Source organism: Desulfospira joergensenii DSM 10085 (assembly GCF_000420085.1).
GTDB lineage: Bacteria > Desulfobacterota > Desulfobacteria > Desulfobacterales > Desulfobacteraceae > Desulfospira > Desulfospira joergensenii.
In genome coordinates this window covers 2,170,527-2,189,215 of the sequence record NZ_ATUG01000001.1, presented here as the reverse complement: position 1 = coordinate 2,189,215, position 18,689 = coordinate 2,170,527, and the positions used below count along the sequence as shown (strand labels likewise).

At 47.3% G+C, this 18,689-nt stretch carries 15 protein-coding genes; 11 read left to right on the top strand and 4 right to left on the bottom strand.

The window, feature by feature from the left end:
- The first annotated feature begins 9 nt into the window (after positions 1-9).
- Positions 10-2,265: a M6 family metalloprotease domain-containing protein gene (locus tag F608_RS35675; protein ID WP_022665711.1), complete on the top strand. Its 2,256-nt coding sequence runs from the start codon at positions 10-12 to the stop codon at positions 2,263-2,265.
- 37 nt (positions 2,266-2,302) lie between these two features.
- Positions 2,303-3,094 carry a M15 family metallopeptidase gene (locus F608_RS0111095; RefSeq protein ID WP_027362665.1) on the top strand — a complete coding sequence of 264 codons (792 nt, stop codon included), beginning with the start codon at positions 2,303-2,305 and terminating at the stop codon, positions 3,092-3,094.
- An 878-nt stretch (positions 3,095-3,972) separates the two neighbouring features.
- On the opposite strand, the gene F608_RS0111085 is transcribed toward F608_RS0111095, so the two are convergent.
- On the bottom strand, positions 3,973-5,187 hold the full coding sequence (locus F608_RS0111085) for an ISL3 family transposase (protein ID WP_027362664.1): 1,215 nt from the start codon (positions 5,185-5,187) through the stop codon (positions 3,973-3,975).
- Positions 5,188-5,646: 459 nt separating this feature from the next.
- Here F608_RS0111085 and F608_RS0111080 point away from each other — a divergent pair, with 459 nt between their 5' ends.
- From F608_RS0111080 to F608_RS0111065, 4 genes are all read left to right on the top strand, one after another.
- Positions 5,647-6,912 carry a hypothetical protein gene (locus tag F608_RS0111080; protein ID WP_022665707.1) on the top strand — a complete coding sequence of 422 codons (1,266 nt, stop codon included), beginning with the start codon at positions 5,647-5,649 and terminating at the stop codon, positions 6,910-6,912.
- A 17-nt stretch (positions 6,913-6,929) separates the two neighbouring features.
- The gene (locus F608_RS0111075) at positions 6,930-7,163 is read left to right on the top strand and encodes a hypothetical protein (protein WP_022665706.1); all 234 of its coding nucleotides are present in this window, start codon (positions 6,930-6,932) and stop codon (positions 7,161-7,163) included.
- A 151-nt stretch (positions 7,164-7,314) separates the two neighbouring features.
- Entirely contained in the window at positions 7,315-8,247 is a 933-nt protein-coding gene (locus F608_RS0111070; protein ID WP_022665705.1) for a hypothetical protein, read from the top strand.
- Between the two features lie 177 nt (positions 8,248-8,424).
- A complete protein-coding gene (locus tag F608_RS0111065) occupies positions 8,425-9,924 on the top strand; it encodes a hypothetical protein (protein ID WP_022663626.1) in 1,500 nt (499 codons plus the stop codon).
- 431 nt (positions 9,925-10,355) lie between these two features.
- Here the strand turns inward: F608_RS0111065 and F608_RS0111060 are convergent, their stop codons facing one another.
- Genes F608_RS0111060 through F608_RS0111050 form a run of 3 tightly spaced genes read right to left on the bottom strand, consistent with a single transcriptional unit; the run spans position 10,356 to position 13,573 of the window.
- Positions 10,356-11,081 (bottom strand): Stp1/IreP family PP2C-type Ser/Thr phosphatase, encoded by a 726-nt coding sequence (locus tag F608_RS0111060; protein ID WP_022665704.1) that lies wholly within the window; start codon positions 11,079-11,081, stop codon positions 10,356-10,358.
- A 1-nt stretch (position 11,082) separates the two neighbouring features.
- Positions 11,083-12,681, bottom strand: coding sequence for a serine/threonine protein kinase (locus F608_RS34665; protein WP_022665703.1), 1,599 nt, complete (start codon positions 12,679-12,681; stop codon positions 11,083-11,085).
- Between the two features lie 28 nt (positions 12,682-12,709).
- Positions 12,710-13,573 carry a hypothetical protein gene (locus tag F608_RS0111050; RefSeq protein ID WP_022665702.1) on the bottom strand — a complete coding sequence of 288 codons (864 nt, stop codon included), beginning with the start codon at positions 13,571-13,573 and terminating at the stop codon, positions 12,710-12,712.
- 296 nt (positions 13,574-13,869) lie between these two features.
- Between F608_RS0111050 and F608_RS34660 the strand changes: the two genes are divergently transcribed.
- The 5 genes from F608_RS34660 (at position 13,870) to F608_RS0111015 (ending at position 18,678) form a co-directional block, all read left to right on the top strand.
- A complete protein-coding gene (locus F608_RS34660) occupies positions 13,870-14,853 on the top strand; it encodes a polysaccharide deacetylase family protein (protein ID WP_022665700.1) in 984 nt (327 codons plus the stop codon).
- 7 nt (positions 14,854-14,860) lie between these two features.
- The gene (locus F608_RS0111035) at positions 14,861-16,201 is read left to right on the top strand and encodes a tetratricopeptide repeat protein (protein ID WP_022665699.1); all 1,341 of its coding nucleotides are present in this window, start codon (positions 14,861-14,863) and stop codon (positions 16,199-16,201) included.
- A complete protein-coding gene (locus F608_RS0111030; RefSeq protein ID WP_022665698.1) occupies positions 16,198-17,202 on the top strand; it encodes an FHA domain-containing protein in 1,005 nt (334 codons plus the stop codon). The genes F608_RS0111035 and F608_RS0111030 overlap by 4 nt, the downstream gene beginning before the upstream one ends.
- Before the next feature lie 234 nt (positions 17,203-17,436).
- Positions 17,437-17,928 (top strand): Hcp family type VI secretion system effector, encoded by a 492-nt coding sequence (locus tag F608_RS0111020; protein ID WP_022665696.1) that lies wholly within the window; start codon positions 17,437-17,439, stop codon positions 17,926-17,928.
- 204 nt (positions 17,929-18,132) lie between these two features.
- On the top strand, positions 18,133-18,678 hold the full coding sequence (locus F608_RS0111015) for a M48 family metalloprotease (protein WP_022665695.1): 546 nt from the start codon (positions 18,133-18,135) through the stop codon (positions 18,676-18,678).
- Positions 18,679-18,689 lie beyond the last annotated feature (11 nt).

Here is an 18,689-nt window from a genome sequence, read left to right as displayed (position 1 = left end):
GAGGACACCATGTGTTTGGTTTTAGGCAGAATCAGAAATTTCCCCCAGAAAAACGGGGCAGACATTCAGCTCAGGGTTTACGGGGATGAGTTCTATGCCCGGTATGAAACCCTGGACGGCTATACCGTGGTCTACGATACGGACAAGGACCTTTATTGTTTTTCGGTCCTGGCCGGTGGCCGGCTGGTTTCCAGCGGGGCCCCCACCCACAAACCGGTTCCTTTGGGGGTGGTCCGTCACCTCCAGGAGGACAAGGGAATCCGGAACTCCCGGTTTGATGAGAGATTCCGCCTCATGCGGCCCAAAAAATCCCCCCCGCCCGGGGTCTCCGCCACCCTGGGGCGGAACAACGGCCTTTTACCCGGGACCCGGCTGAACCGGGAGGCCAGGGTCAAGGGGCTGACCATTCTGGTGGAGTTTAAGGATGTCAGGACCCGGATCACCCGGGACCATGTGGACGGGCTGCTCAACGGAGAGAACTTCACGGCCTACGGAAATGCCTGTTCGGTCCGGGAGTACTATAAGACCATGTCCAGCTCCAGGATAGAGTACGTAAACGAGGTGGTGGGGCCGGTCAGACTTTCCCGGAACCGGACCCATTATATTGCCAATCCCTGCATGAAAGAGGCCCTGGACCTGGCCGTCTCGGAGTTCGGGGTGGATCTTTCCCTTTTTGACTGCAAGCAGAGGGGAGTGGTGGATGCCGTCAATTTTCTCTATGCCGGGGAAACCCTTTACGAAGACTGGCTCTGGCCCCATAATTATTCCATGGATTACAGCCGCAACGGTATGAGAACCGATCTGTACACCATCCAGAGCCTGGGCAGGAGTCCGGTGGATATGAAGATCGGAACCTTCTGCCACGAGGCCGGCCATCTGATCTGCCGGTTTCCCGATCTTTACGATTACGGATCCAGGGACGGGGATTCAGATCCCAGTGCAGGGCTCGGATATTACTGCCTCATGTCCAGCGGCAGCCATCTCAACCGGGGGAGAAACCCCTCTCCCCTCTGCGGCTACCTGAGGCATCTGGCCGGCTGGGCTGAAAACGAGGTTTTGCTGAACCATCCGGGAAACTTCAGGGCCGTGCACGGGGATTACAACACCATCCACAAGTATGTCGTGGATGACCGGCCCAACGAGTACTTTATCGTGGAGAACCGGACCCGGATGAATCTGGACCGATACGCCATGTCCTCGGGCCTGGCCGTGTACCACTGCGATATCCTGGGATCCAATGAATGGCAGGGAGGCACGGCAGACCGGCATTACCAGTGCGCCCTGGTTCAGGCCGACGGGGCCCGGAATCTGGAGAACAACCGGAACCAGGGGGATGATGCCGACCTGTTCAGGGAAAAACCGGGGCTTGCCCTCTCCCGGGATACCATCCCCTCTTCCCGGGCCTGGGGAGGCTTGGAATCGGGCCTGAAACTTTACGATGTCGGCCCCCCCGGGGATGCGATTTCCTTTTCGACGGGCAGCCCGGCCGAGCCCGAGGGCAGCGGGGAAACCATTGTCAAGGAGTCCAGACCCTCCCTGCTCATCCCGGACAATGATCCGGAAGGGGTTTGGGATGAGATCGAGTTTTTCAAGTCCGGCCTCATTGAAAAGATAAAGCTCAGCCTGGACATCACCCATACCTATATCCAGGACCTCAAGATCATGCTTGAGCCTCCCCAAGGCCCGGCCCTCACCCTGGTGGAAAAAGAGGGGGGAAGCCGGGACGATATCCGGGCGGAATTTGATTCCGATTCCAAACTGGCCCCTTTAAAGGGAACGCCCTTTGCCGGGATCTGGAAACTATGGGTGGCCGATACGGCAGGCCAGGATATCGGCAGGCTCAATTGGTGGAAGATGGAACTGGATTATTCAGACCGGGAAACCCGGATCCAGGAGGAAAAAACGGAAAACAGACCCATTCCGGACATTGACCGGGCAGGGATCGGCTCCGTCATCCCCCTGGACCGGCCCGGAACCCTGTCCGATATAAAAGTCTGGTTTGAAATCGATCATTCCTACCACGGGGATCTTTCCGTGATCCTGGGATCTCCTTCCGGGAGCCGGGCCGTTCTGATTCCCTTTAATTCCCTGGGTTCAAAAAAAGGGATCCTGGCCGGGGAGTTTACCTCGGCATCCCTGCCTGCCCTGGCAGACCTTCTCCATGAGCAGATCCAGGGAGAATGGACCCTTCATGTGAGTGACGGCTGGGAAAGGGATACAGGCGTTCTGAAGAAATGGGGACTGGAGATGAGTGCTGAGAATTAAACAGAATGTCTGACAACAGGCATGGGGAGAAATGAATATGACCAAAAAAGCCATAAAATATATCCAGGAAGAACTGAAAAAGATGGGACTGGATCCGGGGAAGATCGACGGTATCCTGGGGGATAAAACCCTGGCCGCCCTGGACAAGGTCCCGGGCATGCCTCTGAACTTTCCCAAAACCCGGAAAGGGGTCTGGTTTATCCAGGACCGGGCCATAAAAAAAGAGATTGAAACCGGAAAACAGGACGGATACTGGGGACCCCAGACGGAATTCGCCTTTGAATCCCTGGTCCGGATCTCAGAAGGGCTGGAACCTGAAATATGGCGGCCCGAGGACCTGGACGAATCCAATCCCAATGACTGGCCCGTGCAGAAGCCGGAAACGGAACTGACAAGGGTTTACGGCGACGTGGGAAAGAACCAGGCCCGGCTTCACCTGCCCTATCCCCATTGCCTGGCCTGGGACACCTCAACCGTGGTCAACTCCTTTTCCTGCCATGAAAAGGTCCATGACAGCCTGTCCCGGGTCCTGACCCGGGTCAGGGACCATTACGGAGAGGACAGGATCAAAGAGCTGAGGCTCGATTTCTGGGGCGGCTGCCTCAACGTCCGGCAGAAACGGGGCGGCTCCAGCTATTCCCTCCACTCCTGGGGCATTGCCCTGGATTATGACCCGGGCCGGAACCGCCTCAAATGGGGCCGGGACAAGGCCTCCTTTGCCCATCCGGATTATGATGCCTGGTGGCGGTTCTGGGAAGAAGAGGGCTGGCTCAGCCTGGGCCGGACCCGGAACTTTGACTGGATGCATGTTCAGGCGGCCAAAATCTGATCCTTCAGAGGATGGAGACAGCGGTATCTTTCCCGGCTTGGATCGTTTGGTTTTTTTAAAAGATCTTCTGCCGTGCAAACGGCCGGGCAGGAATCATCCTGGCAGTCTATGATCAAGCTCTACAAACCGACCCCAGGAGAAGCCAAAAAAAATACATGTTGGCGTGTATGATTCACCAATCTTGGTTTTGTTATTGAACCCTTTTTCAAAACGGGTCTTGGTTTGCAATTATACCATAAGTGCTTAGTCAAATTTATATGAATTGAGGCCAACAGTTAAGCCCTAAACGAGAATTATAATATCACTTTACACGATATTGTGATCCTGATATGTCGTTGAGTATATAGAGGAATTAGCCGGATCTGGATATTCTTCATTCCTGCGTATTATCCAGTTAGCTATTTAGCAGTGAAAGTTATCCAAATCTACACATCATATTGTTAGGTATCATATAAGAAATCAAGGTGCTCAATTATGAACGGTCAAGAAGATAAATTCGAACTCCCCCCAAAGATTGACCGATATTTAGGGTAAGCGTAAGGGCGGAAGCGTAAGGGCCGTAAGGGGCCGTAAGGGGGTCGGGCCACGATAACCAATTAAAATAATGACAAATCACCTCGAAAAACACCCCGATTTTGAGGCTATATTGTACTTTTCGGGGGCAAAAAGAGCAATATAGAGAATATGTACTTAAATTTTAGCCAGCGTAAAATGCCCTATATCGCTGATTTTGATACTAAAAACAGCGATATAGGCCCTAAAAATGGCTATAAATCGAACATATTGACTGAAAATTCGAATAGTTAGTGTGGCCCGACCCCAAGCACCAAAGTAGCCAACACCTCATCCATAATCGCTTGGGAGTCCTTAAATACGGTTCATCCGATTAATGCGTACTTCTTGTTGTGAAGATCCAGAAGTTTTAGTTTAAAAAATTCAAAATCACGATATCCATATGCTTTACGTTTCATGGTTTTGATCTTGTTATTGGTTCCCTCCAAAGGCCCTGTTGAAATTGCATAATCATAAAAGGAGAGTATCCTGTTTCTGTGTAGACCCAGCGTCTTTGCAAATTTCTTCAGCATCTGAATATCTGATACATTGGCCAGGTTAATCCAGTTCTCCAGAACCTTCCCACCGGTATTTTTATCTGATTGGTTCCAAATTTGCCTGAGCTCTTCCTTCATATAATATACGGTTGATAACGGTTGATTGACTTCCAGTGCCTTTTGCAGATGTTCTGCTTCCCCCTTGTTCTTTTGAAGGTTTTCTGGATTCTTCAACAAAAGCCAGCGGGTTCCTTTTATCAGTTTTTGTTCCCCGCTATTCGACAGGTGTTTGTAAAGGTCCCTTCTGAATTCAGATAGTTTCTCATTGAACAGTTTTACCACGTGAAATCTATCGAAGACTATGGCAGTTCCAGGCATATTTTCAATAACAGCACTCAAATATGCCGGAGACATATCAATGCTGATAGCTTCTATTCCGGCCTTTGAAATTTTTATTTTTTGCCAGAAGAACTTCAATGCATCGCCTCCTTTTCCATCACCCACATGCAGAATTCTGCCGGATTCCAAGTCCATTACTATGGTTAGATATTGATGTCCTTTGCCTATGGAGATCTCATCTATGGCAATCCGCTTGACCTTTTTGAGGGGTATGCTCCGGTAACGTCTTGTAAGATGAGCTTTTTGTATCTGTTTGATGGTATCCCAGCTGATACGCAGGTGGCTGGCAATATCTTTGATTGTCATGAACTGGGATAATTCCAGGACATAACGTTCAAAGGCACGGGTATAACTCTTCCCCTCTTTGGAAAAAGACAGTTTGATTTGCCGGACAAATTTGCATATGGGGCACCAGACTCTCTGAATGGCCGTCTTGAGGATTACGGGTCTCGAACCTACGGGTATTGTTCTCAGAGTTCGTTTGATAACTCCTCTTTTCACGACAGATCTTGAGTTACATTCAGGACACTTTATTGCCTCGGGTTTAGGAAATATTTCAAAGGTGAGCACCCCGCCGATAAAGCGGGTTGTTTTATAAAAGTAGTCACGAAGACCAAAAGCGTGGTAAATAAGACTGGTGGACATGATTCTATTCTCCGGTTTTGTGCGGCTAACACAAAAAAATTGGAAAATGATCATGTCCACACCTTCATTTCAAGCATAAAATCATTTTTTGTTTCAGAATCCTATATCGGCCTGCTTCTCATTCCAAGTACGCGATTTTCTGATGAACCTTAAATACCATTAATGAACGCCAGGGCATTACTCATTTGGATTAAGGATATCTCTTGGAAACCCAGACCAATGCAAGCAATTTCTGACTCATAGGCATTAAAATTATATATAAAATGTATCCTCTGTGGGATAGTTCTTTACATTATCGAATCTCATTGATATTCAAAATTTAATCCGGTTTTTTCATGGATCACCAACTGGGTATTATTACGATTTTCATGTATTATAGATTTTCAAAATTATTTGTTATAAATAACTTATAGAAAATTACATCAAATCTTCTATAGTTAGATAACAGAGAGGTGAAAAATGAAAATAGTAGACTGCCTTCCCAATATGTCAATGATGTATCTAAAAAGAATCGTAAACAGCATACTCAAAGATGACATCACTAAAGGAGATGAAGAAAGACATCGCGAACAGATTTCCCAAAACGAAGCAGAACTTTTCAGCGACGAAAGAATACGGAAAGTTTTAGATCTTGAGTCTTATACAAGGAGCCAGCGTATTCTCACAGAGGGGATTTTAAATGGTCTTCTGATGAACTCAGAGATGGCATGTCCTGAAGATAAACTATTCAAATTTGTACAGAAGTTCGAACAAGACGTTATTGATGAAGCAAAGTCAGAAGACGCTTTCAAGTTCAGTGACCCCAAAGCTGTTGAAATCTATGAAACCGTTCTGGAGATAGCACTGGAGGATGACCATGTGTCAGTAGATGAATTTCGGATGCTCGAACGACTTCGTGTCAAATTGGGAATTACCCGTCGTGAGCATCGTCTACTGGAAGCAAAACTTGGAAAGTTCCCACAGCCTAACAATGAACTCCACAATTCCAATTTTTTTTCAGATGTTGCTAAATACCTTCAGGCTATTGGAATTCTGTTCTGCTGTAATAAGATGGAGGGCGGGGCTGTTTTAGTTTTACCAGAAGAAATCGCTCCTAATGTAAAATCAATCCTTGGCTTTGAAATGAAACCAGATTCCCAGAAACTTATGCATGAAGCACTATCTACAGATCAACTGCGTTCTGCGCTAAAATACATGAACATGCCGCTGTCAGGATCAAAGACAGAACGATCCGAAAGACTTCTAATAGCAGGATGCAAACCCTCTGAGATTCTATCCTCCCTTCGGAACGAGGAACTTGCGGAACTCTGCAAAAAATTAAAAGGAGTAAAAATTTCGGGAACAAAAAGTGAAAGAATTGATAATATCATTCAGTATTATGACGGTCTTACCGTGAAGAAAATTAAGAATGCGGAAGATCCCCGTGCAATTTGGTATGAATATTTAGTGGAATTAGCCCACCGCGACAACCAAAACTTATACTCTCAAAATCTTATCCGCCATGATCGAGACATGGAATCAGGTTTTGAGAAAGGCACTCGCTACCTTTTTGAGAAAAAACTCGGTTTTCCACTCATTGAAATGCCAGGCACTGAACATTCAGACGGTGGTGTTTCTTTCCCAAATGGTGAACTTTTATTGTGGGACAACAAGGGAAAAGAATCTGTATATGAATTCCCCAAAGCTCATTTTGACCAGTTTAAAAATACATTCGCGAATCTGTGACAAGGGTAAATGTTTTTTTGGTTGTTGTTCCCCAGATAGGCAGCAGAGCCAAGATTTCTGCCATAAAACTGAAAAATGCCTCCGAAACAGATACTGACGTAGCATTAATTACCGCTGAAGATTTAAAATGGGTGGCCGAAAACTGGAAAAACCTCACAAAATCGGAAGGATTTTCTCTTCAGGTTTTCAATATGACAGGCATTCTCGATCGTAGAACACTGAAAGAACGATTAGAAGTTTTTCTTGGATAGTTCCCTTTGTTTTAGAAAAACCTTATTATGGATGATCTCGTATAATATACCTGCTGTATCCATGATATTTTTTGAACAAAAAAAATAATTTTCCAATAAAATATTGAAGTAAATGGGAACCCCGTAATTTGTCTATAAATGAGGTTGATCTATGCTAATTAAATTATTAAAAATTTTACCTCCTTCCATATCCTATCTTACTTTCTACATTATAATAAGTATTGTGATAATTTTTCGATTTTTATTGTCATCGGTTTATGGGGGTCTAACTATTTCTATCTGTTTATATTATTATTTTGAATTATTTTCATCTTCACCACCTCTTTCAGCATTAGAGTTACTTGACTGGGCCATATCTCTCCCCTCAGAGTATAAAACTGCGATTTTGACTTCAGTTATAACTGTTACAGGATTCGCTGTTGCATTCCATACTGCGACCATAAATTGGCGTAATCAAATGAAAGCACAATTGAAAAATCAGGCTGCAAATGAAGTAGAAAATTTTTTTGCCTTCATTGCTCAAAACATAAACACCACAACAATTTATATAGAATCATTAATTAAAATTGTGAACGAGATACAAAAGGGTAGCTCAACTATAGAATCAATTGATTTTTCAATATGTTATGCACAAGGAAAAGCCCAGGAGTTTCTCGATGCAAGAAAAGCATTGTCACAAGCTTCCATTGATGTTCATAGGCTGATTGGGAAAAATTACAGCCTTCTCACATTAAATTTTAGTGCATTACCTTTACTTCAAAATGCGGCCAGCTCACTATCAAATATTACAAACAAAATGTGGGTTCATGTGCCTATCGTTGATTTAAATAGTAACACTTATATTCAATCTTTTCTTAATCAAGCGAATATTAGCGAATATCAGGACTTTTTAGATGCCTGTAATAATAATGACATAAAGATGTTCGGTTTGTCAGGAGGAGCTCAAGGAGCTTTAAATTCTCCGATAATAGGCTTTTCATTTCCTCAAGTCATACATCTTTTATCTAAAAGAAAAGATTTTAAAAAAATTATAATGGGATTACACGAACAGCTTAATGATGATATTTACAAAACCAAATCATAATTAAAAGTACATCATTCATGTTTCTTGGAGTCAAATCTTTATAAAGGGTGTTGAAATCGATGACGCAATTTTAACGTTATCCGACAAATTTTCAGTATGTTAGTAATTGAAAAAGCCTCTGTTTAGTTGTATCTTTCAAGCGCCTAAACAAAAAGGAAACAACACCACAGAGGCTTTATGCATACAAAAAATATCAGGCGAATCATCACAAAGCAATTGAAAAAGAGTTTTCCGAACTGGAAAAAGATGACAAGGAAGTCCAAAAAAGAGCTGACAAAGCAAATCATGATGGAAGTTTTGGATAATTATGATTATTCTCAAACCTTGGACATCCCCATCGAAGAACTCATAGGAGTTGAAGATCAGGCCCCCTCAGCAGAGATTCGTAGCCTTCCTGAGATGGCGTCCTACATTGAAAATTTTCATTCCGACAACCTGTTTCATTTTGACACCCTGAAAAAGCCATACCCTGAAATTGTAGACCCGGAATTGCAGTTTGTTGACCAACTTATAGACAACCAGATTATCAACAGCTTGATTGCGCCTGACGGATATTCCGCTGTGCACAGGGATATTCAACCCTACCAGTTATTTCGGATGGAGCTTTTAAAAATAATCAAATACCCTGAAATCAGTTACAGGAAATTTTGCAGCGATGAATATTTTGGCAGGGAACGAAAGCAAAACAGGCGTTTTGTGAGACTGCCTTTAAATACCAAACACCAGGCAGATCATACTGAATTGTGTCACTTCCGGCGTGGCCTGAATTTCAAACAATTGATGAATGTCCTGGTATATTTCCTCCATCATTTTTATAAATCAGGCTGTCTGGAGAGTGCCGTTATCCATGGTGTTGATTCCAGTGAACTGCCGTCTGAAATCAATTACCCCCTTTGCACAATTCAGGTCAAAGGCAAAAAAATACGAATGTATTCCGATCCGGACTGTGATTGTGGAAAACGCCGGAATAAAAGGGATAAATCGTATTACGTCATTGGCTACCGGCTTCACACCCTAACAGCCATCAACCCATCGACAGGCCATAGTTTTCCATTGGTATCCCTAATCGGGGCGGCAAATCATCATGACAGCCTGTTTTTAAAACCGTTGATCAAGCTTGCTCAAACATTGGGTATTGATATCAAATTGATAACCGCCGACCAGGCTTATCACGATAGTGATGGTTCGGTTCTCAACGAAACCGGTGTCTATGTCGTCACCCCTGCATCGGAGAAAGCCAAACTTCCTGACAACGTTTTGGAATCGCCATTAAGGGTTGCCTGTAATGATTCTTGTGAGATTCCAATGCAGTTTTTGGGATCGACACCGGAAGGCCACGAATTTGGATGTGATGCCGTTCCGGGTGAGTGTGCGTTTGAATCAAATTGTTCAAAATCAAGGATCGTTGATTTTGACAGCGGCTATTTTCAACCAATGCCGATTTTTCATAGCGGATCTCAAGACGCAATCGAGATCCGGAAAAACTGTGAAAGGCCCTTTAATCTGATGAAAAAAAGAGAAGGCCTCGAACAAACACGGGTAAGAAGCCAGCATGGTGTGATTGTCCGATCAACTCTGACGACTATCGTAACATTGTTGATTGAAATGGCCGGAACAAGGCATAAACCAATGAAAAAAGAAGATGGGCAAAAGGAGTTGTTTGCTGCCACAGGATGAATTGAACGTTCAATGCGGGATTTTTTCTGAGCCGATTGATCGGTCGCTATTGGTATATCTGAATACAACAAAGGCCGCCGTCTGAAATAGATTTTATGCGGTAAAAAACAAAACCAGATATTGCTACGGTAAAAGCCGGACAATCTGACATTGGAAAAAAGAATTACAAACGCGTGGGGCACCTATAACGAAACAGAAATTTGAACGGTTTCAACACCCTTTTATAATTGAATTATAGATTACAACAATCCAAATGAAGACGGATAAACCGCTTATTTGGCAGCAACGTTAAAATCGTCTGTTCTTCAGGATTGTTGAGGAATTGAAAACCCCACATTATGTCTATAATTGTTGGATCTAACTTCCCACTTCAAAACCAATACATAATTTACGAATTGCTCGCTTTCAGGAAAAGAATCCCAATTCTCAGGCTACAGAATCTGCGCCAGAACAACCGAGATATTGTCTTTTCCCCCGTTGGCATTTGCTTCCTGAACCAGCCGGTTCACCTTTTCTTCCAGATCAGCCTTGGAACCAAGAAGGGTCTTTATGGCATCATCGGAAACCATGTCTGTGAGGCCGTCCGAGCAGAGAAGGAAGATATCCCCGGAAAAGAGATTGCCCCGGAGAACATCCAGGGCCGGGTTTTTCTTTATGCCCACGGCCCTTAAGATTACGTTTTTAAAGGAGTGATGGGCGGCCTCCTCCGGGGTGATCAAACCCTGGTCCAGCTGTTCCTGGACCAGGGAATGGTCCTTTGTCAGCTGTTTCAATTCTTTGCTGCGGAAACGATAGGTCCGGCTGTCACCGATATGGCCCAGAATGAAACGCTTCCCGGCCAGGACAAGCAGCTCGGCTGTACATCCCATACCCTCGCAGCCGGCATGGGTCCCGGCATAGTCCAAAATGGCGTCGTTGGCATTCAAAAATATTTTCTGGACCCGCTCATATTTTTCATCCTCGGTTTCCGGCATGGCGGAAAACAGGTTCCGGGCCGAGTCTGCAAACAATTGGCTGGCGATATGTCCGGCTGCCGTGCCCCCGATTCCGTCGGCAACAAGGCAGAATCCCCTGTCCGGATCCATGAAGATGGTGTCTTCATTTCTTTTTCTGCGCTGCCCCAGGTCGGTTCTGCCCGATAAAAGAAAATTTTTCATTTTATTTAAATCTCTTTGCCATGAAATCCACGAGATTGGACTCATCATAGGAAATATTGAGCCGCCTTCTGAACCCGGCCAGTTCATCGTTGATTTCCTTGCCCGACTGGTAGCGTTTTGCCTTATCCTTTTCCAGGCATTTCATCACAATGGTGTTGAGTTCATCCGGGATGTCCTCCCGGACTTTGATAATGGGCGGGATCTCCATCTTGGGCAGGTTGGTCAGGGCCTCCAGTTCATTGTTGAATTTATAGAGTCTTTTTCCCGAAAGGATCTCGTAGAAGATGATCCCCAGGGCGTATAGATCGGCCTGGTGGTCGGTCTCCTTTCCCAGGGCCTGCTCCGGTGAAAGATAGGAGAGTTTCCCTTTGACCACGCCGGCCTGGGTCAGGCTGGGTTCGGACCGGGCCTTGGAGATTCCGAAATCGCTGATCTTGACTTCCCCTTTAAAAGAGATCAGCATGTTCTGGGGACTGACGTCCCTGTGCACGATGTTCAGGGGTTCACCGGTGTCTGCATTCTTTTGGGTATGGGAATAATAGAGCCCGGAACTGATCTTTTGAATCAAAAAGGTGGCCAGTCCAACGGGGAGCCCTTTTTTTTCATGGGCCATGATTTCGGCCAGGTTTTTTCCGTCCACAAATTCCATGGCAATGAAGTTGGCATTGTGCAGTTTGATCAGATCAAAGATCTGAACGATATTGGGATGCTGGAGAAGGGCGGCAAGCCTTGCCTCCCTGATGAACATGTCCACAAAGTCCTGGTTTTCAACCAGGTGGGGCAGAATCTTTTTGATGGCAACGGTCCGTTTGAACCCGTCATGCCTGGCATATTCGGCCAGGAAGAGTTCGGCCATGCCCCCCTGGGCAATCTTCCGGGTCAGCCTGTAGGGCCCCACGGTTTCCGCTTTTTTAAATTCCTCCAGTTCCCGCGCCTTTCTTTTTTTCAGATACCGGTCCGTCAGGAGAACGGCCAGACCCAACCCGATGATGCAGGCCGCCCAGACCCCCAGGATCCATGTACCGTATTTTTTCATGGGCCCGTCCAAAAGTTGGGCATCCATCCCGAAAATAATCTTTCCGATTTTTATCTTTGAAAAAAAGACCTCCTTTGTAAAAGAGACGATGGGGGCTCCTTTATAGGATGCCCGGTCGATTGAAATCCCGTCCGCCTCTTCCATGGGCTCGGGTTTGTCCGGGAAAACAAAGGGCTTGCCAATGACATTGGGGTCACTGTGGGCAATGATCTTTTCGCCATGATCCAGGATCGCGGCAAACACCGGGTGGTTTTTTTTATCTAGTTCTCCGATGGCAACATTCAGGGTCAGAACGTCATTTTCCAGCAGGGGGGAACTGATTTTTTCGCCCATGGTATTTGCTGCCTGGATCCCTTTTTCAAAAAAGGCCTGTTCAAAGGCCTTCTGGCTATTCCGGATGGAGATATGGCAGATCAGGGCGATAAAGAAAAATGCCAGCACATAGGTGGCCAGGGGTTTTTTATTCCGGTCTAAAAACCGGTTTTTAAACATCCCGGTCTGGGTCTTGGTGGCAAATTTCTTTGCCCATGTGATGGTGGTTGCTTTTTTCTCATTGGATGACATAAGGTTTCTCCAAATTAATGAAACGCCATTACTCTTTCCGGGACAGGATCGTTGTCGTAACCCGGGCACACCGGGAAATGATACGATTTTTAAACCAGGTAAGTTCCTCAAGATCGGACAGGTCTTTCAGGTTTACCTTTTTGCCGGCGCCGGACGGATGTTTCAGAATAACAAGGGATTTAAGGTCGGATTTTTGACAGCAGTCCAAAGAGAACTCCCCCGGGCTGCCGCATAGGGGGCATGTGAATTCGTAATCCTTGCCAAAGCCGGAAAAGCCGGGAGAAGGAGAACTTAGCTTTGTCTGTCTGCCGCTCCACCACAGCAGGCAGTCCTTGTACCGGCCAACCCCGAAACTGAAAAGGATGATAGCCAAAGACAGCAGGGCAAAGAAGAGGAAGGGTCTCTGGAGGGTCCCCATTTTCTCCGCGGCAAGGGAGATGAAAACCTCCCCCACCCGGGTGTCGGAGAATGTAATATCCGCAGAAAAATTCATCACTTTCTGATGGTCCCGGCCCGAAATTTTCCAGAAATTCACCCCTTCAAGCCGGCCGTTCTTTTTCCGGTCCAGGGTAAAAAGCTGCTTCTGGTCGGTATAGGCGATGATCTTGTTTTTATGGTCAATGATGGATGCGAAAACCACCCCGGGTTTTTTCGTCGCATCTTCAATGAGACGGCCCAGGGCATCTATTTTCATCTCCAAAAGGGGCAGGCCGGACTGGCTCGAGATGTCTTTTGATATGGCCACCCCTTTTTTGATAAGGGCCTGGCTGCGCCGGCCTTCGATAATATGGACAAATATATAGAAAATGATACAGACAATAAACCAGGCCGCCAGGCAGAGAATAAATTTTTTTCCGGAAAGCTTGTGGACGGGATCCTCATTTGTCACCATGCACTATCCCCCCTTGTGAGCGATTTGACCTTGGTGTTGGAAGTTCTAGCGGATATTGAATCGGGTAAACAGGCCGAAATCTATTATAGGGTTTGACCTATATAAAAAACGGGTTGATGTCAAGCATCTCTATATATTAAGGGGATTTTGGCCGTGGAAAACCGGGGTTTTCCGGTTTGGCTGTTTGGCGCCGCCGGAACCAGAAAAATATTGTATTATCCTGGGGAAATGGTATGAGTAAAATGGGGAAGAACAAAAAGCCGGCCTGGGCCGGCCGGGTTTGAATCGGGGAAATCATGAAACATGCTGTCCTGGTATTTTTATCCATTTTTTTTCTTGGCGCCTGTGCGACCAAGGGCCCTGAGCCCGTGCCCCAATCGTTCCGATTCTATAAATCAAAGGGGTATGCCCTGTGTAAACCGGAGAAAAACACCTCTTTTGCCGATCTTGCCCGGATCCATCTGGGCGATGAAAATCAGGTCTGGAAAATTGAAGATGCCAATGACTCGGCGTCAAGCGGGGATTTTATCGTTATCCCTTTGAAGGAAAAACACAGGGGAGGCCTCTATGAAGACGGATATCAAACGGTTCCCATTCTCTGCTACCATAGATTCGGGCCCGGCGACAACTCTTCCATGAATATCTCCCCCGGGCTTTTCCAGGAGCAGATGAAATACCTTAAAGAGAATGGATACCGGGCCATCACTCCGGAAGATCTATTGAATTTTCTGGAATATCGCCGCCAGATCCCCAAACGGGCCGTTCTCATCACCATTGATGACGGATTCAAGTCCGCCTATGATGTTGCCTGGCCGATTTTGAGACGATACGGGTTCCCGGCCACCCTGTTCGTCTATACAGATTACGTGGGAATTTCGAAAAAAGCCATCACCTGGGATGAGTTACGGTTACTCAAAGCCAATGGTTTTACAATCGGATCCCATTCCGTTGCCCACAGCGATCTGACCAAGATCCAGGAGGATGAAACCCGGGAGGCTTTTCAGAAAAGACTGGAAAAAGAGATCTTCACCTCCAAAAAGATCCTGGACAAAAAACTGAACCAGGATACTTTTATCTTCTCCTTTCCCTATGGCCGGTATAATCCAAAACTCATGGAGATGACCCGGGACGCCGGGTACAGAATCTCCGTGACCGTGGACCGGGGCGGCAATCCTTTTTTTTCGAATCCCCTTGCTTTAAAACGGGATATGATATTAAAAAAGGACATGGAATCGTTTATTTCCAGGTTGAAAATCTTTAATAACCTTTCATTAAAGTGACCGGACTATGAACATCTATAAAACAGGAATCGCCCTATTATTAAGTTTCCTTCTGATTTCGGGATGTGTCTCCTCTTCCCAGAAGCAGGCTCCGGCCAAATCCAAAACCGAGCAAGCCGTCCTGGTTCAGGATCATATTGTAAGGGGAGAGGCTTTGGAACTGGACGGACTCTATACCCAGGCCCTGGAGCAGTATGAACTGGCCCTGACCGTTGACCCGAAGGATGAAGTCGCTGCCGGGCACAGGAAAAAGGTTTTGGCCGTCCTCTGGAATCTGGCCCAGGATCATTACAACAAAGGTCTGGCCCTGGATGAACAGGGGAAATATGAGGCTGCACGCAAAGAGTATCTGAGCGCCCTCCAGAACTGGCCCGATCACAAGGAGGCACGGGCAAAGCTCACCCCCGGCGGCGTATCCGAGGAAACAGATAAATATATCGTCCATGAACTTGCCTATGGGGAAAGCGTCTCCATTCTCGGGAAAATCTATTACGGGGACTTTAAGACATATCCCATCATCGGCAAGTTCAACAACCTGGAAGACGTTACAAAGGTCCGGGTCGGGCAGAAACTGAAGATCCCGGTCATCCAGGGCTTCACCCTTTCCACCCTGAAAGCCAGACACCAGGAGTATCTCAAATCCCTGGAAACCCAGGCCGAAGACAATGCCTACCAGGAAGCATTGGAGATTCAGGCCGAAAAACCCCCGCCCCGGGATGAAACGATCAAGACGGAACCGGAACCCCAGGAGATGGCCGCTCCGGAAGAGGTTGAAGAGGAGCCGGACAAAGCCGCGGCTGAAGAAGAGGCGGTACTAACTGAAGAAGAGGCTGTACCAGAGGAAAAGGCCGCACCGGAAGAGCCGGCGGAAGAAGAAGCCGTGGTTCAAGAACCGGCACCTCCGTCATCCTATGATCAGGCCCTTGAATTTTTCAATAGTAAAAAATATGCCCAGGCCATCCCTTTGTTTGAGACGGCACAAAAAGAGGACCCCCAGAGCCAGGATATCCGCAGCCTGCTCTTTGATTCCCATTTTCAGCAGGGACTGGCTCAATTTAATCGGGAAGAGTACCTTGAGGCAAAGGCCAGTTTTGAATCTGCCCTGGTCCAGGATTCCTCCTGTGAAAAATGTCCCGGTTATATTGAAAAGTGCGAATCCACCTATAAGGAAAAGCATTATAACCTGGGGATCCATTATTTCGGGAAAGAGCAGCTGGAAAAGGCCATTAAAGAATGGAAAATGGTCAAAGAGATCGATCCGGAGTATAAGGATGTCGCTCCGAATCTGAAAAAAGCCGAACTGCTGTACAAAAGGCTGGAAACCATCAAGCAGGGCAGCCAGGAATGAAACAACCCCTGTCCATTATTGTCCAGCTGGTTCATATCCACGGCCCCATGAAAGGCAGGATCCAGGAATTTGGCGGCAGTGAAATCGCCATCGGCCGCCATCCGTCCTGCGATCTCCAATTCCCCAAAGATCTTGTGGTGATCTCCCGGAACCACGCCCGCATCATCCGGGAGGGAAACCGGTTTAAAATTATAGACTCCAGCACCAACGGGACCTTTGTCAACGGCACCAGAATCACGGAAACCTGGCTGAAAAACGGGGATGTGATCTTTTTCACTGAAGGCGGCCCCAAGATCAGTTTTTTAACCCGGGAAGGAGAGATCGCCCCTGCACCGGAGCCCCGGCCTTCTGTCCCGGAAGCGGTCGTCCTTGAGCCGCCGCCGCTTCAGGAACCGCCTCAACCGAATCCGCCGGTGGATGAGAATCCCCGACCCCCGGCAACTCCTGCCATGCCTGCCCGGCCCCGGCCAATCCCCCAGTCTCCGCCGCTCCAGCCGGTCTTTTCCCAGGAACCTCCGGTTCCGCCTCCCCCCCCGGCGCAACAAACCGTTCAGCCCCCGCCGCCCCAGTCTCCCGGACCTGAAACCGTAAAGGCTCCCCTGGTCATCCAGTACGGCGCCGTTTTAAAATCATTTAATGAGCTGCCCATTACCATGGGGTCCCGGGGGGACTGCGATTTTACCCTGGAACACCCGGCTGTTTCCGGCCCCCAGGTTCAAATTTATTTCAGCCAGGGAAGCTATCGGGTAAAGGATCTCACCGGCCAAAACCAGATGCGGATCAACGGCCGGGAGGCTGTTTCCCCGTCCCCGCTGATGCCCGGGGACAGGCTTTTTCTGACCCCCGGCGGACCCGGCTTCCAGTTCATAGAGGGGGGCCGCATGGCCGAGATAAGCCTTCCTTCCCAGGAAGAACCCGAACATGACGAATCGCCCCGGGAAATCGCCGCAGCCCCGGCAAAAGAAAAATCCGGTTCCTTATTTAAAAAATTATTTCGATAGGACCGGGTCAGTCTGATTGACAATACCGTAGAATCTTTATATAAATTCTACTGAACGTTTTAGAAAAATCCTTTGGTTAAAAACCCGGTTTTCATCCCCTTGCCCCATATTCCAGCCGGACCGGGGAAAAGAAAAAAATGCAATACGAATGGATGGTTGTTTTCAACCATTGTTTTTCAGATAAGACAACACCGGTAATGCAGTTTTTTTAATCATCTTTAGGAGGATTTATCCATGGCTTCAGACGCATTTTTAGAGATTGACGGAATCAAGGGCGAAAGCACGGACAAGGAATACAAGGATCAGATCGAGATTCTTTCCTACAACTGGGGGGTTTCCCAGATGGCTTCCGGGACGGCCAGTTCATCGGGCGGCGGCTCTGTTGCCCGGGCAGATTTTCAGGATTTCAGTGTTGTAAAAGAGCTGGATTCCGCCTCCCCTCTGCTCAACAAAGCCTGCTGGAGCGGCACCCACATCGCCAAGGTAACTCTCAGGCTCCACCGGGCCGCCGGAGAGAAACGGGTAAAGTACATGGAATACAAGATGGAAGACGTGATCATCTCTTCGGTCAGCATCGGCGGGGGCGGGGGCGGGATCCCCACGGAATCGGTTACCTTTAATTACGGCAAACTCTCCACCGTATACACCAAACAGGCCCGTCCGGGCGGCGGCGGGGCCGGTGAGGTTCCGGCTGCATACGACCTTGAGCAGAATACCAATATTTAAAGGACAGGCCGGTGAACCAAGGATCTTCTTCCGGCGGAAGGCAATCCTTGATTCGGTTGAGACAGATCCATTCTCATTAAATATGACAGGAACTCCGTTAAAATAAAGTTCGTAAACGGCGTCTATTTATTTATAGATAATCTCCGGAAGAATCTGCAGCACGGCATGGACGTAATGGACTCCCCGTTTGTAAAGGAGTAAAATATGAATGAAAATACCGCCCAGCAGCTGTTTCAGGATTACAGAAGAGTCTGGACCAGAGAGTATGTAACAAATGAAATGCCGAATCAATTGACCTTTTTACCCGGGGGGCAGTTAGACGGAGGAGCCGCGCCCAATTTCGTCTATCTGACCCATGGGGCATTGCAATGTTCCAACTCCGTGACCTCTTTCGCCATTGCCCATGAAATGTCCCACGTGGTGACCCTCCAGTGGCTTCAGAGGCACGGGCTTGTCAAGCCTCCTGTGGCCGGTAAATATGATTATTTCTGGGGGGAATACGTAGCAGACCTGATCGCCTTTCATCTGATCTATACATTTTTCAGGGTTAAGGCCCATGTGATAAAAATTGAATTTCCTTCCCTGGCCCATGAACTGGGAACGGCAGATAATACCCATCCCGACGGGGGCAAAAGAGTGAATATGCTGCAAAGCTATTCCGAACAAGTGACTTCCGGGGAGAACCCATGGAACGCCATGCTGTCTATCGGTCGCTCCTTATGCACCACGGGTTTTTTTAGTAACCAATAAACGGGGCAGCC